Below are 14,489 nucleotides of genomic sequence, written 5' to 3' on the forward strand. Positions count from 1 at the left end.
GCTTGTCGTGCAGGAACATCGGATTGCCATTTTCGCGCGCTGCGGCATGGACGGCACAGCCGCTATGCATTCATATATTGGGGCGCTCACCGTGCCGAAGGGATACGAGACGGAGTTCATCGAACTTCCGCAGGGGGGGAATGTCGCCGCCGCATACCAGCATGCCATGGAGGCGAGTGACGCAAGGTATAAGATCTACTTGGATGAAGGAAACATCATCCTAAAAGAGGATTTGCTCGTGACCCTGCTGCATATTTTCGGGACGGACGAGACGATTGGGCTCATCGGCCTCGTCGGCACGGAGCAGCTTGCGGCAAATGGGATCTTTGCCCAATCGCCGCACGTCGTCGGAAAGCTGCTCTATCCGAACGGACAGCGCTTTGACGGCGATGAACAGGAAAACGATCTCGCGGATGTGATGACGGTCACGGGCAATCTTATCGCGACGCAGTACGATGTGCCATGGCGCTCCGATCTCTTCCCAATCGATTCCTTTTGGGCGGAGTCGCAGTGTGCCGAATTTCGGCGCAGGGGCTATCGATGCGTCGTTCCGCAGCAGGAAAAGGAATGGCTGCTCACGGGCGATAAACGGGCGCCGATCCATGAAGCGAGCCGCCAGGCTTTCCTCGATACGTATTCGGCAGAACTCTTCCCGCTCGTCTCGATCATCATTCCGACGTACGAACGCCTGCATTTTTTCCGCCTCGCGCTCGAAAGCGTGCTCGCACAGACGTATCGTAATCTCGACATCTTTGTCACGGACAACTCGCATAATACCGAGACGGCGGATATGATGGCACGCGATTTTGCAGACGACTCACGCATCCATTACGAGCATCATCCGGAATTCGATGCGGCGGGCAACTGGGCGCGCGCGATGGCGTACGATCACCCGAATGCCGTCTACGTCAACTGGCTCATGGACGACGATCTCTTCCTGCCGCAGAAGATCGAGAAGATGGTCGGCTGCTTCTTTGCAAACCCCGATCTCAGCATCGTGACCTCGTACCGCCTCGCAATCGATGCCGAGGGGAATCCGCTCCCCGATACGCCGCTCAACGCATCCCCGTTCACGCACACGACGAAGCTCAGCGGCGCATCGGCGGGACGCACGATGCTCATGGAACAGGTCAATTTCATCGGCGAGCCGACAACGGCACTCGTGCGCAAGGACTTTTTGCTCGACGGCCATCGGCTCGGTTGGACGGGGCGCGAAGGCAAGTATTTAATCTCGGATTTTCCGACGTGGCTGCGGTTGCTTGCGGCGGGCAATCTGCTCTACCTCGTCGAACCACTGAGCTGCTTTCGCCACCATGCGGGGCAGGATCAGCTGTCGAGCGAGCGCATGATCGCAGGTCGCATCTGCTGGGCACTTTCCATCGCGCACGCCATCGAGACGGGCGCGTTTTTGGAAGACGACGGCGCACGGCGCACGGCGATCCTGCAGTGGATCCACGGCTGCACGGTGGACGTTGGCTCCTATAAAGACAAGGAGGACGTGTGGGGGAGCGAGTCGTGCCGAGATCTCATCGGCGTGCTGCAGGACATGGCGGCGGCACTTTCGGGCGGGCATAGTCCCGCATTCTCTTTCGTGGCGCGACTCGGGGGGGAAAAAATGGCATGAAACACTTGATTATCGTGGGCGTTGGCGGCTTCTCACGGGAAGTGTTCTGGCACGCGAAGGAATCCATCGGGTATGGAACCGAATGGGATCTCAAGGGCTTCCTGGATGGCGATGTGAAGCTGGATGCGCAGGCGTATGAAAAACTCTCCGCACCGCTTTTAGGGGATGTCGATACCTATGGGATGGAATCCGATGATTGTTTTATCTGTGCCATTGGCAGTCCGAGCGTAAAAGAAAAACTCGTCCGAAAGATTTTGCAGCGTGGCGGCGAATTTATAAACGTGATACATCGTACCGCGATCGTCCATCCGACGGTGCAGATGGGACGGGGGAATATTTTATGTCCGCTCGTGCATATCTTGGATCATGCAAAAGTGGGCAGCTTTGTGACCTTCAATGGGCGTTCCGGCATGGGGCATGATGCGGAAGTCGGGGATTACAGCAGCCTGATGTCGGGCATCGACATCACCGGATACGTACGTGTCGGAAAGCGGACGTTCTGGGGGAGTGGTTCCAAAGCCGTTCCGCATAGCCGCATTGATGATGATGCAGTCATAGGCGTTGCGAGCGTCGTGTTCAAGCATGTCAAGGCGGGGACGAAGGTATTCGGCATCCCTGCGATGCCAATTGAATGAGGAGGATTTTTATGAACGAGCAGGATTTTTTGGATGATTTGACGGATTTGATGGACACAGAGGATAACATCACGATGGAAACGCGTCTTTCCGATGTGGAGGAGTGGGATTCGCTCAGTCATGTCGCCTTTATGGCACTTGCCGCGACGAAAGCAAGCGGGAAGATTGCGCCGACGGATGTGAAGGGCGCGCAGACCGTGCGCGATCTCTACCAACTGCTTTACGGAGTAAAATGATGATTGGACTTCTGGAAGATGTAGGCATCGAGGCGATGACGGCGACTGCGTCCCAAAATCGCGTGCCGGTGGAAGCGGTTCTGAAAGACTTGATGCCGCTGAAAAAGGCAAGACGTCTGGCACGTGGGACGGGGATTGATGCGCTGAGCCTTGCACCGCCTGACGTCTGCACGTCGGATTTATGCTTTGAGAGCGCGAGCAGACTGCTCGCGGAAATCGATCGAAACGAAATCGGCGCACTTGTATTTATCTCCCAGACGGCGGATTATCTGTCGCCTGCGACGAGCTACTGCCTGCAGGAACGGCTCGGCCTTACGCATGATATTTTGGCATTCGATGTCAATCTCGGTTGCTCGGGCTTTTGCTATGGTATTTTTTTGGCGGGGACGCTCCTGCCCGCACTCGGTGGGCGAAAGGTTCTTCTTCTCTGCGGGGATACGTCAAGCCGAAACGCATCTTCAGATGCGTCTGCCATGCGCTCGATTGCAGGGGATGCAGGGTCGGCCGCCATCGTCGCACCGCAGATCGGCAATGCGCTTTACTATCACATGGAGAGCTTTGGCGAAATGGCGGATTACCTTCTCATTGCGCGCGGCGGCAGCCGCGCGCCCCGCATCGCGGATGAGAACGGGCTTGCTCTGCACGAGGGGAACTACGTCGTCATGGATGGCATGGGGGTCATGAATTTCACGATTGACGAAGTGCCGCGAAATATCCATGCCCTACTGGATTTTGCAAGGGTGGACTGTGCCGTCCTCGACCGTGTATTGCTTCATCAAGCGAATGCGATGATTGTTCGGACGCTCGCCTCGAAGATCGGTGTGGCGGAAGATCGGGTGCCGTTTATGAGCAGCCAGATCGGCAATACGAGCTCGGCGTCCATCCCCGTATGCCTTGCGGAGATGGCGCGTACGGGGCAGTATGCAGGCGGCAAGTTCCTCCTTTCTGGCTTTGGGGTCGGCATGTCCATCGCGTCCTTGCTGATGGATTTTTCGCAGGTGCGGGTATTGGGGACGTGTGACTTATGAGCGATTTGCAATTGGATTTCAGCGGGAAGCGATTCGTCGTGGTCGGTGCTTCCTCCGGGATTGGGCGGCAGATTGCACGAGAGCTCGCCGCAAGCGGTGCAGACGTTCTCGCCATTGCGCGAAACAAAGAACGGTTGGAGGCACTGGAGCAGGAATCGGAGCATATTCAAGCGGCATCGCTTGATGTGCTCACTGCGTCGACAGAGGACTGGGCGGAGTTGCTGTCAAGCGATGTGCAGGCACATGGAAAGTTTCATGGCGCGGTCTATACGGCAGGCATATCAGGCGCAACGCCACTGCGGCATTTTGATGAGGCATTTGCCCGTCGTATTATGGAAACAAGTTTTTGGGGCGCGATACGCGCGCTTCAGGTTATGACGAAAAAAAGGATTTCCCAGGAGGGTGCTGCGTTTCTCCTCTTTTCCTCCGTGGCAGGTCATACGGGAGAAAAAGGGCTTTTTGCCTATGCGGCTGCAAAGGCGGCCGTCATGGCAGGGGTGAAGTCGCTTGCACATGATTTAGCCAAAGATCGGAAACGGATCAATAGCATCAGTCCCGGCTATGTGCGAACCGGAATGACAATCCAATCCGAGGAAGATATGGGGACGCCCGCAAATGTCGTGAGAGGGCATCTCTTCGGCATCGGCAAACCGCAGGATGTGGCGGGCATGGTGCTCTTTCTTTTGAGTGACCGCGCATCCTGGATTACGGGAGAGGACTTCATTGTCGATGGCGGTTATATGCGCGGGGCGTGGAATTGATAGAAAGGGTTGAGTTATGCCGATTGCAAGAATCGCAGCACTTTCTGCGGCCATACCAAAAGAGCAAGTCGATGTCCTGAACCTCGGCTTTGACGCGGAGCTGACAAAGCGGACGATGCGCTTGACGGGCGTGCGTGCCGTACGCTATGCGCCAAAGGACAAGACGGCGGCAGACTACTGCCTGCGCGCGGCGCAGGAAATCTTCGATCAGACACAGGTGCGTCCCTGCGACGTGGACGGCATCATCTTTGTGACACCGCATCCCGATTACGTGTACCCCGGCAACAGCAGCATCGTGCAGAGTGCGCTCGGAATTCCCAAGAAATGCTGTGCGCTCGATGTCAACCATTCCTGTACGGGGATGGTCTACGGCATTTACCTTGCCGATCTCCTCGTGTGCGCTGGAGACTGCAAAACGGTTCTCGTCTGCTGCGGCGATACGGCATCGCATCACCTGAACGCGCGGGATCGCGCCCTGCGCATGGTCGTCGGCGATGGCGGAGCGGCGGCACTCGTGCAGGGAGACGGCGCGGAAGCCATGCACTACGCGTTTTATCACGATGGCGTGGGGCTAAAGAGCCTTTATACGCCGGCCGGGGGCGAGCGGATGCCGCGTGAGCGAGGTGTGACGGACGTGCCGAAGACGGATGCGGAGGAGAACGTCCGCACACTTGAGGATGAGTACATGGACGGCATGGAGGTCATGCGGTTCGTCATGAACGAGGTACCGCCGCGCATCGATGCGGTGCTCGCGGCGAGCGGCTGGGCGAAGGACGAAGTGGACGTCTACGCCCTTCATCAGGCGAATGCATTCATCGTCAAGAGCCTGGTGCGCGCCATGAAGCTCGCAAAGGAGAACGTGCCGTTTGATGCGGCCGAGACCGGCAACATCGGAGGCGCGTCGCTCGCCCTTGCTCTCTGCCATGCGGCAGCAAAGAGACATGCGCCCCTTTCGCGCGCGGTGCTGGCGGGGTTCGGGGCGGGGCTTTCCGTTGCGGCCATGACGGCAGACCTTGCGGAGACAAAAGTGCTTCAAGCCGCTTTGCTATGAGGGGAGAAACGATATGCTGCAGATACCCGTGTATGAACGAAACGCACAGCATCATATTTATGAAGATATACAAAACGATGGACGGCCTATCGTGATATATGGGGCTGGAGAGGTTGCCGGTCTCGTTGCAAGACGGCTGCAAAAGCATGGGCTTTGCCCGCATGCCTTTGCGGTAGATCGCGCGTATTATCGAAGTGGACAGAAAATCGATGAAGTACCGGTTTGCTGCTATGAAGAGCTACAAACCCACGCGAATGATTATATCTTCTTGCTCGGCATAGGACAGCCGGAAGCTCGCGTCCGTGCGTTTTTTGAAGATGGACAACGCTGCGGGGGAGGGAGACTATCCATCAATACGCCTTATGGGGAATTCGCGCCGATGAATCGTACCTTCTTGGAACAGCATCAAGAGGCGCTGCAGGAGACGTACGCTTGGTTGTCCGACGCTCTATCGAAGCAGACCATGCAAGCCTATCTGAATCTGAAACTGAGCGGGGATTTGCGATTTAATTTTGATGTGTTCCGAGCCGATCAATATTTTAACGCACTGACGGAGTTCTTAAAGGGCGGACTGTTCGTGGACTGCGGTGCATTCACAGGGGACACGGCAGAAGCCTTTGTCCGATGGTCTGGCGGCACGTGCAGCAAGATCATTGCGCTTGAGCCCGATGCCGAAAACTATAAAGCACTTCGAATGCGAACCGATGCGCTTGCGTGCCCTGTGGACACCTATCCGTTTGGCGCATGGTCCCAAAAGGATGTGCTTCGGTTTCAAGGTGAGGCGGGGAGCTCTTCGACACTCGGAGAGGCGGGAATGATTGAGGTTCCGGTCGAGGCACTCGACAACCTGATCCAGCAGGATGTGGACTTTATCGAAATGGACATAGAGGGCGCGGAGATGGAGGCACTTTCTGGTGCACAGGAAACGATACGTCGCTGCCACCCTGCGCTTGCCATTGCCGCTTACCACAAGGCAGAGGATCTTATCACCATACCGCAGTATATCAAGACGTTTGAGACAGAGGATGTAACGTATCGGTTTTTCTTGCGAAAGCATCATGTAGCCGATGAACTGGAACTGGATTTGTATGCACTGCCAGAGCGGCAATGAGGAGGAAAACACATGGAGGATGCAGCCGAAAGACTGACGCATATTGACGCCTATCAGATTCAGCAGTACCAGCAGAACCGCTACCCGCTGCTTTTCGTCGACGAGATTGAGGAGGCCGTGCCGGGGAAGTCGGCGGAGGGGTATAAGAATTTCACCTACAACGAGTGGTTTTTCCCCGCGCATTTTGCCGATGAACCGAACGTGCCGGGGTTCGTGCAGATCGAGGTGCTCACGCAGGTATTTCTGATGACGTTCCTGACGCTTCCCGAATACAAGGGGAAGAAGACGGGTTTCATTGAGGTGAAGAGCCGTTTCCGCAGGAAGATCGTGCCGGGCAACCGGCTCGACGTCGAGGCGGAGCTGCATAGCTTCAAGCGCGGCCTTGCGAAGGGCGTTTCAAAAGGTTACGTGAAGGGGGAGCTCGCGTGCCAGGCGGAGCTTCAGATCGCGATTCCCGACGTCATGGCCGCATTTCGCCCGGCGGCTCGGAAGTAGGAGCGAATTGGAGTGCTCATGTGGCGCATCAAGCTGAAAGAACGGTGCGTTCGAAAAGCAAATTCAGCCAGCAGGGAGGAACCGATGTGGAGCGCGTAGCGGATTACATTATGCAGCGGCTCGTCGAGGCGGGCGTCCGGCACGTTTTTCTCGTGACGGGAAGAGGGATTCTCTTTTTGACTGACGCCCTCGCGAAGGAGAAGCGGCTTACGCCGATCTCGACGTATCACGAGCAGGGCGCGGCGTATGCGGCGATGGCGTACGCGCAGGCGAAGGGCGGGGTGTCCGCCTGCCTCGTCTCGACGGGGTGCGCGGCGACGAACGCCGTTACGACGGCACTGTGCGCGTGGCAGGACAACGTGCCGATGGTGTTCCTTTCGGGTCAGCACATGCTCGCGGAGACGACGCGTTTTACGAAGCTGCCGATCCGCACGTACGGCTCGCAGGAGGCGGACATCGTCGGCATCGTGCGTCCCATCACGAAGTACGCCGCGATGCTGGAGCGCGCGGATGATGTTGGCAAGGTGCTTGACAAGGCGTTTGCGCTCGCGCAGACGGGACGCAAGGGCCCGGTTTGGATCGACGTGCCGCTCGACGTGCAGAACGCGCGCATCGAGCCGGATGCGCTGCCTCGCGGCGCGGCAATGGCGGCGAGTTTGCCGCCCGTTGCGCCTGCGGCTGTCAAGCGGATTGCCGATGACCTTGCCGCAGCGAAGCGGCCGCTCTTCCTCGTCGGCGGCGGCGTCCGCGCGGCAGGCGCGGAAACGCTGCTTGCCGAGGCCGTCACGCGCATGGACGTGCCGCTCGTCTTCACGCCAGCGGGCGCGGACGCCTACGGCAGCGCACACGCGCGTTCCATCGGCGCGGTCGGCAGCATCGGCGGCAGCCGTGCGGGCAACTTTGCCCTGCAGCACGCGGACTGCATCCTCGTGATCGGCACGAAGCTCTGCTCGCAGGTCACGGGGGTGGATTTTGATTCGTTCGCGCCCGGTGCGCGCATCAAAGTCGTCGATATTGACGCAGTCGAGCATACGAAGCGAGAGCCCGCCCACGAGGCGTTTCTCCATGCCGACGCAGCGGATTTTTTGCGGGTGCTGCTCGCGCAGGACTTGCCGCAGACAAGTGCCGCGTGGCGCGCGCAGTGTGCGCATTGGAAGGAGTCGCTTGCCGTCTCGGAGGAGATATTTGTAAAGGAGCTTGCGGAAGAGAACCAGCTCGATCTCTACGCGTTTTCCGATGCGCTCAGCGCGTGCCTTCCTCCCGATGCGGCAGTCATCACGGACGCGGGGCTGGAAGAACTCATCGTTCCCGCAGCCGTTCGCTTTGGGGCGGGGCAGCGCTGCCTTTTCCCCGCCGCGCAGGGGGCGATGGGCTATGCAGTTCCCGCCGCGCTCGGCGCGCATTTTGCGGGAAAGCCTCACATCGCCGTCGTCGTCGGCGATGGCTCCATCCTGATGAATATGCAGGAACTCTACATTCTTGCGGCGCATGGCGCTGCCGCGAAGATCTTCGTCATCAACAACGATATGTACGCCGTGATCCGCAAGCGCCAACGCGACCTGTTCCGCCAGCGTACCATCGGAAACGACCCGTCGGACGGCGTGCCTGCGCCGAACTTTTCCGCGATGGCGGGAAGCGTCGGCATCCGCTACGCGCGGATCGAAGGCACAAAAGGGCTATCTGCCGCCATCGAAGCGGTGCTCCAGATGGAAGGGATGGTGCTCTGCGAGGTCCTATGCACGCCCGATCAGAAATACCTGCACCGCTCTTACGGATTAAACGAAAAGCGACGGCTTGAATACCGCCCGTTCGACGATCTCTCGCCCTTTATGGAGCGGAAGCGGCTTAATCGAGAACGGCAAATCGACGATTAAAAAAAGGGGGAGTGATTGCATGGCACGATGCGTGTTTCGCGACGGCACGGAAGTGGCAGACTACGGGCGGCCGTATGTCGTGGCAGAGGTCAACAGCAGCCACAATGGGAATGCAGGGACGGCGCGCCGGATGATCGACGCCGCCGCCGAAATCGGCTGCGACTGCGTGAAGTTCCAATCGTGGTCGGCAAAGAGTCTCTACTCGGCGACGTATTACGCGGAAAATCCCATTGCGAAGCGCTTCGTCGACCGCTTCTCGCTCGCGCCCGAGACGCTTGCCGAGCTGGCAACGTACGCGCGCGAGAAGGATCTCGCGTTTTCCTCGACGCCGTATTCGGAGGAGGAAGTCGATTTCCTCGTCGATACGTGCAGGGCGCCGTACCTGAAAATCGCTTCGATGGAGCTCGACAATCTCGATTTTCTCGCTTACATCGGGGCAAAGCGCGTGCCGCTCGTGCTCTCGACGGGCATGGGGACGATGGAGGAGATTCGGCGCGCCGTGAAGACGCTTGAGACGGCAGGCGCAGAGCAAATGGTGCTCCTGCACTGCGTCTCGATCTACCCGACGAAGGTCGAGACGATCAACCTGCGCAATATCCTCGGCCTGCGCAAGGCATTTCCGAAGTACCCAATCGGGTTTTCCGACCATACGGAAGGGGATGCGGCGTCCGTTGCTGCCGTCGCGCTCGGCGCAGCGCTCATTGAGAAGCACTTGACGCTCGACCATACGAAGGTCGGCATGGACAACGGCATGGCGACCGAGCCGGCGGCATTTTCCGCTCTCGTCGTAAAATGCCGCATGGTGCAGCAGGGGCTTGGCGCAGAAGAGCGCACGGTCTACGCGGAAGAGATGGAGCAGCGCAGGAAGATGCGGCGCAGTGTCATCTTTGCGCGTGACCTGCCCGCAGGCCATGTGCTCGCGCGCTCCGACCTCTATGCGAAGCGGCCGGGCACGGGGATCGCGCCGGATCGGATGGGCGCGCTCGTCGGAAAGACGCTCGCGCGCGCCGTACGGGCGGATACGCTTTTATGCAGGGAAGATATTTTGGAGGATTTAGACGCATGACGGATTTAGAGAAGTATACGAACGTATTCACGGAACTCTTCGCAAAGAGCGCGGACGAGGTCAAGAAGCTCCACTATCAGGATATTCTCGAATGGGATTCCGTCGGGCACATGACGCTTATATCGAGCCTTGAAGAGGCGTTTGACATCATGATGGAGACGGACGACATCATCGACTTCGAGTCCTATGAAAAGGGCATCGAGATCCTGAAGAAGTATGGCGTATCGTTTGATGCCTGAGAAAAGATGGTTTTCGCGCTACGTTCTGCCGTTTATGGCTTCGAATATGTACGTTCTCGCCGAAGGAGAGGATGCGCTCGTCATTGACCCACAGCCATCGGAAGAGGCTTGCGCCGCGCTGCAGCGCACGGCGGCAGGACGCATCCTCGTCCTGCTCACACACGAGCATTTCGACCATACGTCGGGCGTCAATTTCTTTCGCCGCCATATCCCGTCCGTACGCGTGCTCGCGCATGCGGAAACGGCGCACCACATCGAAACGGCGCGCAACAATCGGCCGCTTGCCCTATTGAAGATGGTGGCCGAAGAGAATCGTGCGGAGATCATGGAGGCGTATCGTTCGTATCCGATGGAATCCATTTCCGTCGATGCGCATCTCGCGGACGGGCAGGAATTTTTGTGGCACGGTCATGTGATTGACGTTGTGGAAGTGCCGGGACACTCGCCCGGCAGCCTCCTTTTTTCGTTCGACGATGGGATGGTGTTCACGGGCGACTATCTGATCCCTCGGACGGCGGTCATCCTGCGCTATCCGGGCGGCTCGGAAGAGGCGTATGAACGCATCACGCTTCCGAAGCTGAAGGCGATACCAAACGGGAGGCTCATCTTGCCGGGACATGGCGCACCGTACCGTTTCGACGGACGCGCAATGGATTGGAATCAAAGGAGGTGAAGACGATGGTATGGGATTTTTCGGCATTTGGCGCGCAAACAGCGCTTCTTTCGGAGACATGCACGATGACCTATCAAGAGCTCGGCGCACGGTCGGGGCAGATTGCCGCGCCTGTGCCGCCGCGCTCGCTCGTCTTTTTGCTGGCCCGCAATTCCCCTGCCGCGATTGCGGGCTATGTTGGTTTCCTGCAGCGCGGTGCCGTGCCCGTGATGCTCGATGCGGCGCTCGATGCGGAACTGCTCGCCGCGCTGCGGAGGGCGTATCGTCCGCGCTACGCATGGCTCCCAGAAGAACGCGCAGCGGCGTTCGCCGAAGGAAGCGAAGTCCTGCGGCAAACGGGGTACGTGCTGCTCGACCTGCAGGAGGAATCCATCCCCCTGCACGAGGATCTCGCACTCCTGATGACGACCTCTGGCTCGACCGGAAGTCCGAAGCTTGTTCGTCAAAGCTATGGGAACCTGAAGTCGAATATCGACTCGATTATTGATTATCTGCGCATTGATGTCTCGGAACGTGCCATCACCAATCTTCCGATGCACTACGTCTACGGGCTGTCGGTGCTCAATACGCACCTCGCGGCAGGCGCGTCTGTCGTCGTGACGGAGCGGACGCTTTTTGACCGCGCATTTTGGCAGCTCGTGCGCGAGCGGGGGGTCACGAGCCTTGCCGGCGTGCCCTACACCTACGCGATGCTCAAGAGGCTTCGCTTCTTCCGCATGGATCTTCCCGCGCTTCATACCTTGACGCAGGCGGGCGGCAAGCTCGACCCAGAGCTGCATGCGGAATTCGCGGAATTTGCCGCGCGCGAGGGCAAGTCGTTTGTCGTGATGTATGGCGCGGCGGAGGCGACGGCGCGCATGGGATACCTGCCAGCGGCGGACGCAGTCCGCAAGACGGGTGCGATGGGCATTGCCATTCCGGGCGGGCGCTTTGAACTCGTCGACGAAGCGGGCAGGGAAATCACGGAAACCGACACGGTCGGGGAACTCGTCTATTACGGCGCGAATGTCACGATGGGCTACGCGACGAGCGGCGCCGATCTCGCGCTCGGCGATACGCGCGGCGGGCGGTACGAAACGGGCGATTTGGCGAAGCGTGATGCGGACGGCTGCTACACGGTCGTCGGGCGCAAGCACCGCTTCCTGAAGCTTTTCGGCAAGCGCACGAACCTGCAGGAAGTCGAGCATATCCTGCGCCGTCACTTCGGCGACATCGACGTCGCCTGTGCCGGCACCGACGATCACCTCCACGTGTTCGTGACGGACGGGGCACTTGCTGCCGAAATCGTACCGTTTTTGAGCGGGAAGCTCGGCGTTCATCGTTCGGCGTTTGCGGTGAAGTGCATTGCGGCGATTCCGAAGAATCCTTCCGGAAAGACGGTCTATCGGGAATTGGAGCAGTATTATGACGTATGAGGAAGTCCTCGCCCTGCCGCCGTTCGGCGTGGCGCGTGAGGAAAAGCAGGCGATGCTGAAAGAGGAACTCCTGCATTTGACACAATACCATCAGGCGCACTGCGCGCCTTATGCGCGCATGATGGACACGGTCGGATTTTCGCCCAGGCGCGTAGGGCGGGCGGAGGACATCCCGTTTCTGCCCGTTCGCCTGTTCAAGGAAATGGAGCTTTGCAGCGTCACGAAGGAAGCCGTGTTCAAGACGATGACGTCGTCGGGTACGACGGGGCAGCAGGTATCAAAGATCTTTCTTGATCGCGAGACGGCGACGAATCAGCAGAAGACGCTCGTGCGCATCGTCTCCGACTGGACGGGCAGGAGCCGCATGCCCATGCTCATCATCGACTGCCCGTCCGTCGTCCGAAATCGCGCGATGTTCTCGGCGCGCGGCGCGGGCATCCTCGGATTTTCGATCTTTGGGCGAAAGAAGCTCTATGCCCTGAATGATGCGATGGAGCTGCAGACGGACGCGATCCGCGCATTCCTCGCCGAGCATGCGGGCGAGCGGATCCTCATCTTCGGCTTTACCTTTATGGTTTGGCAGCACTTTTGCAAGGCACTGAAGGCGGCTGGCGAGAGGCTGCCCCTCGAAAATGCCGTGCTCATACACGGCGGCGGCTGGAAGAAGCTCGCCGCAAAGGCCGTGTCGCCTGCGGCGTTTCGCGCGGCACTGCAGGAGGTCTGCGGCGCGGTCGAAGTCGCAGACTACTACGGCATGGTCGAGCAGACGGGCTGCATTTATCTTGAGTGCGAGCACGGGCACCTCCATGCGAGCACGTATTCCGACGTCATCGTGCGCCGCGCGGCGGACTTTTCACCCGCGCCCTTTGGCGAGCGCGGCATCATCGAAGTCGTGTCCCTCCTGCCGAAGTCGTACCCTGGGCACGCGCTCCTCACGGAGGACGAGGGCATCGTGCTCGGCGAGGACGACTGTCCGTGCGGGCGAAAGGGAAAGTATTTCAAGGTGGTCGGCAGGCTGAAGCACGCGGAGCTAAGGGGGTGCAGCGATACCTATGCAGCAGCATTCAAATGACGGGATGGAGCGGGCGGACGTGACCTACGTGGTCGGGACGAAAGAGACCGAGGCGCAGATGGAGCTGCTGCGCCCGCTTCCGATCTTTTCCAAGGAATCGAAGGACTTCCTCGCGGCGCTTGCGGAGAGGATTCTATCCGACGCGGAGGCCAAAGCGTATCCCGACGTCGTGACGCTCGGCTTTTGGTGCCGCCCCGCCTCGCTCCGCCAGATGGAAAAGCCGTATGTGGGGGAGCGGAACCGGCTCGGGCGCGGCATCGCCTTTCACGTCGCGCCCGCGAACGTCGCGGTGAACTTCGCTTACTCGTGCCTTGCGGCATTCCTCGCAGGAAATGCGAGCATCGTGCGCCTGCCGTCGAAGGATTTCCCGCAGGTCAGGATCCTGTGCCGCCTCGTTTCGGAAGTCTTGCAGGAATATCCCGCTCTCCTGCCGTATTTCCTCTTCGTACGCTATGGGCATGAGCCTGCGATCAACGTGCGATATTCCAGCCTCTGCCAGACACGCGTCGTATGGGGCGGTGACGCTACGATTGCGGCGGTGCGCCGTGCGCCGCTTGCGCCGCGCGCGCGTGAGATCCCGTTTGCCGACCGACACTCGCTCGTCGTGATCGATGCGGACGCCTGCCTTGCGGCAGATCGCGCGCGCATCGCGCAGGCCTTTTATCGCGATACCTATCAGAGCGACCAGAACGCCTGCACCGCACCGCACTTCGTCGTATGGCTCGGCAAAGCGGCGCGCGTGGAGGCGGCGCAGGAAGCCTTCTGGGGCGCACTGCACGAATGCCTAAAGACGCGCTATGCACTGCAGCCCGTGCAGGCCGTTGCGAAGCTTGCGGCACTCTATCGGCTCGGCGCGTGCACGGAGGCGCGAAAGGCGCCGATGCCCGATAACCTCATCACGCGCGTGCACGTGCGTGTGCTCCCCGAGGTGCTTCCTGACTGCAAGGTGGGAAGCGGATTCTTCATCGAGTACGCGGCGCGGGATCTTGCGGAGATCCGTCCGCTCTGCACGCGCGCCTGCCAGACGCTGTCGTATTACGGCGTACCGAGGGAGACGCTTTTGGATGCCGTCCTTTCGATGCGCCCCGCTGGCGTCGACCGCATCGTGCCGATGGGGCGCACGATGGATTTTGCACTCGTCTGGGACGGCGTGGATCTCGTGCGGGCGATGAGCCGCGTCGTTTCGCTCGTTTGAATCAAAGGTTTGGT

Annotated in this window: 15 protein-coding genes; all 15 read left to right on the forward strand. The window is 59.4% G+C overall.

Features of this window, described 5'->3' with window-relative positions:
- Positions 1-7 precede the first annotated feature (7 nt).
- The 15 genes from HMPREF1985_RS09955 to HMPREF1985_RS10025 all read left to right on the forward strand — a co-directional run bounded on the left by HMPREF1985_RS09955 (position 8) and on the right by HMPREF1985_RS10025 (position 14,475).
- Positions 8-1,624 (forward strand): glycosyltransferase, encoded by a 1,617-nt coding sequence (locus HMPREF1985_RS09955; RefSeq protein ID WP_155943554.1) that lies wholly within the window; start codon positions 8-10, stop codon positions 1,622-1,624.
- Positions 1,621-2,259 (forward strand): PglD-related sugar-binding protein, encoded by a 639-nt coding sequence (locus HMPREF1985_RS09960; protein ID WP_021772488.1) that lies wholly within the window; start codon positions 1,621-1,623, stop codon positions 2,257-2,259. Before HMPREF1985_RS09955 ends, HMPREF1985_RS09960 begins: the two co-directional genes overlap by 4 nt.
- A gap of 11 nt (positions 2,260-2,270) precedes the next feature.
- Positions 2,271-2,495, forward strand: coding sequence for a hypothetical protein (locus tag HMPREF1985_RS09965; protein WP_040637624.1), 225 nt, complete (start codon positions 2,271-2,273; stop codon positions 2,493-2,495).
- Positions 2,495-3,523, forward strand: a complete 1,029-nt coding sequence (locus HMPREF1985_RS09970; protein WP_040637625.1) for a 3-oxoacyl-ACP synthase III family protein — start codon at positions 2,495-2,497, stop codon at positions 3,521-3,523. Before HMPREF1985_RS09965 ends, HMPREF1985_RS09970 begins: the two co-directional genes overlap by 1 nt.
- The gene (locus HMPREF1985_RS09975) at positions 3,520-4,284 is read left to right on the forward strand and encodes an SDR family NAD(P)-dependent oxidoreductase (RefSeq protein ID WP_021772491.1); all 765 of its coding nucleotides are present in this window, start codon (positions 3,520-3,522) and stop codon (positions 4,282-4,284) included. The genes HMPREF1985_RS09970 and HMPREF1985_RS09975 overlap by 4 nt, the downstream gene beginning before the upstream one ends.
- A gap of 16 nt (positions 4,285-4,300) precedes the next feature.
- Positions 4,301-5,335: a 3-oxoacyl-[acyl-carrier-protein] synthase III C-terminal domain-containing protein gene (locus HMPREF1985_RS09980; RefSeq protein WP_021772492.1), complete on the forward strand. Its 1,035-nt coding sequence runs from the start codon at positions 4,301-4,303 to the stop codon at positions 5,333-5,335.
- Positions 5,336-5,714: 379 nt separating this feature from the next.
- Positions 5,715-6,446, forward strand: coding sequence for an FkbM family methyltransferase (locus HMPREF1985_RS09985; protein WP_196805403.1), 732 nt, complete (start codon positions 5,715-5,717; stop codon positions 6,444-6,446).
- 12 nt (positions 6,447-6,458) lie between these two features.
- Complete coding sequence (locus HMPREF1985_RS09990; protein ID WP_021772494.1) at positions 6,459-6,941, forward strand: 3-hydroxyacyl-ACP dehydratase FabZ family protein; 483 nt, start codon at positions 6,459-6,461, stop codon at positions 6,939-6,941.
- Positions 6,942-7,027: 86 nt separating this feature from the next.
- Positions 7,028-8,815, forward strand: a complete 1,788-nt coding sequence (locus HMPREF1985_RS09995) for a thiamine pyrophosphate-binding protein (protein WP_040637626.1) — start codon at positions 7,028-7,030, stop codon at positions 8,813-8,815.
- Between the two features lie 19 nt (positions 8,816-8,834).
- Positions 8,835-9,881 carry an N-acetylneuraminate synthase family protein gene (locus HMPREF1985_RS10000; RefSeq protein WP_021772496.1) on the forward strand — a complete coding sequence of 349 codons (1,047 nt, stop codon included), beginning with the start codon at positions 8,835-8,837 and terminating at the stop codon, positions 9,879-9,881.
- Positions 9,878-10,120 carry an acyl carrier protein gene (locus HMPREF1985_RS10005; RefSeq protein WP_021772497.1) on the forward strand — a complete coding sequence of 81 codons (243 nt, stop codon included), beginning with the start codon at positions 9,878-9,880 and terminating at the stop codon, positions 10,118-10,120. The genes HMPREF1985_RS10000 and HMPREF1985_RS10005 overlap by 4 nt, the downstream gene beginning before the upstream one ends.
- A complete protein-coding gene (locus HMPREF1985_RS10010; protein WP_021772498.1) occupies positions 10,113-10,793 on the forward strand; it encodes an MBL fold metallo-hydrolase in 681 nt (226 codons plus the stop codon). The genes HMPREF1985_RS10005 and HMPREF1985_RS10010 overlap by 8 nt, the downstream gene beginning before the upstream one ends.
- A gap of 5 nt (positions 10,794-10,798) precedes the next feature.
- The gene (locus tag HMPREF1985_RS10015) at positions 10,799-12,208 is read left to right on the forward strand and encodes an AMP-binding protein (protein ID WP_040637627.1); all 1,410 of its coding nucleotides are present in this window, start codon (positions 10,799-10,801) and stop codon (positions 12,206-12,208) included.
- A complete protein-coding gene (locus HMPREF1985_RS10020; protein ID WP_021772500.1) occupies positions 12,198-13,280 on the forward strand; it encodes a LuxE/PaaK family acyltransferase in 1,083 nt (360 codons plus the stop codon). Before HMPREF1985_RS10015 ends, HMPREF1985_RS10020 begins: the two co-directional genes overlap by 11 nt.
- Positions 13,261-14,475: an acyl-CoA reductase gene (locus HMPREF1985_RS10025; RefSeq protein ID WP_021772501.1), complete on the forward strand. Its 1,215-nt coding sequence runs from the start codon at positions 13,261-13,263 to the stop codon at positions 14,473-14,475. Before HMPREF1985_RS10020 ends, HMPREF1985_RS10025 begins: the two co-directional genes overlap by 20 nt.
- Positions 14,476-14,489 lie beyond the last annotated feature (14 nt).

This window comes from Mitsuokella sp. oral taxon 131 str. W9106 (assembly GCF_000469545.1).
GTDB lineage: Bacteria > Bacillota > Negativicutes > Selenomonadales > Selenomonadaceae > AWVT01.

Bases quoted from the DNA above. Each gene is read 5' to 3' on its own strand.
- HMPREF1985_RS09960 (WP_021772488.1), top strand. From the start codon at position 1,621: ATGAAACACTTGATTATCGTGGGCGTTGGCGGCTTCTCACGGGAAGTG.
- HMPREF1985_RS09965 (WP_040637624.1), top strand. From the start codon at position 2,271: ATGAACGAGCAGGATTTTTTGGATGATTTGACGGATTTGATGGACACA.
- HMPREF1985_RS09970 (WP_040637625.1), top strand. From the start codon at position 2,495: ATGATTGGACTTCTGGAAGATGTAGGCATCGAGGCGATGACGGCGACT.
- HMPREF1985_RS09975 (WP_021772491.1), top strand. From the start codon at position 3,520: ATGAGCGATTTGCAATTGGATTTCAGCGGGAAGCGATTCGTCGTGGTC.
- HMPREF1985_RS09980 (WP_021772492.1), top strand. From the start codon at position 4,301: ATGCCGATTGCAAGAATCGCAGCACTTTCTGCGGCCATACCAAAAGAG.
- HMPREF1985_RS09985 (WP_196805403.1), top strand. From the start codon at position 5,715: ATGAATCGTACCTTCTTGGAACAGCATCAAGAGGCGCTGCAGGAGACG.
- HMPREF1985_RS09990 (WP_021772494.1), top strand. From the start codon at position 6,459: ATGGAGGATGCAGCCGAAAGACTGACGCATATTGACGCCTATCAGATT.
- HMPREF1985_RS10000 (WP_021772496.1), top strand. From the start codon at position 8,835: ATGGCACGATGCGTGTTTCGCGACGGCACGGAAGTGGCAGACTACGGG.
- HMPREF1985_RS10005 (WP_021772497.1), top strand. From the start codon at position 9,878: ATGACGGATTTAGAGAAGTATACGAACGTATTCACGGAACTCTTCGCA.
- HMPREF1985_RS10010 (WP_021772498.1), top strand. From the start codon at position 10,113: ATGCCTGAGAAAAGATGGTTTTCGCGCTACGTTCTGCCGTTTATGGCT.
- HMPREF1985_RS10015 (WP_040637627.1), top strand. From the start codon at position 10,799: ATGGTATGGGATTTTTCGGCATTTGGCGCGCAAACAGCGCTTCTTTCG.
- HMPREF1985_RS10020 (WP_021772500.1), top strand. From the start codon at position 12,198: ATGACGTATGAGGAAGTCCTCGCCCTGCCGCCGTTCGGCGTGGCGCGT.
- HMPREF1985_RS10025 (WP_021772501.1), top strand. From the start codon at position 13,261: ATGCAGCAGCATTCAAATGACGGGATGGAGCGGGCGGACGTGACCTAC.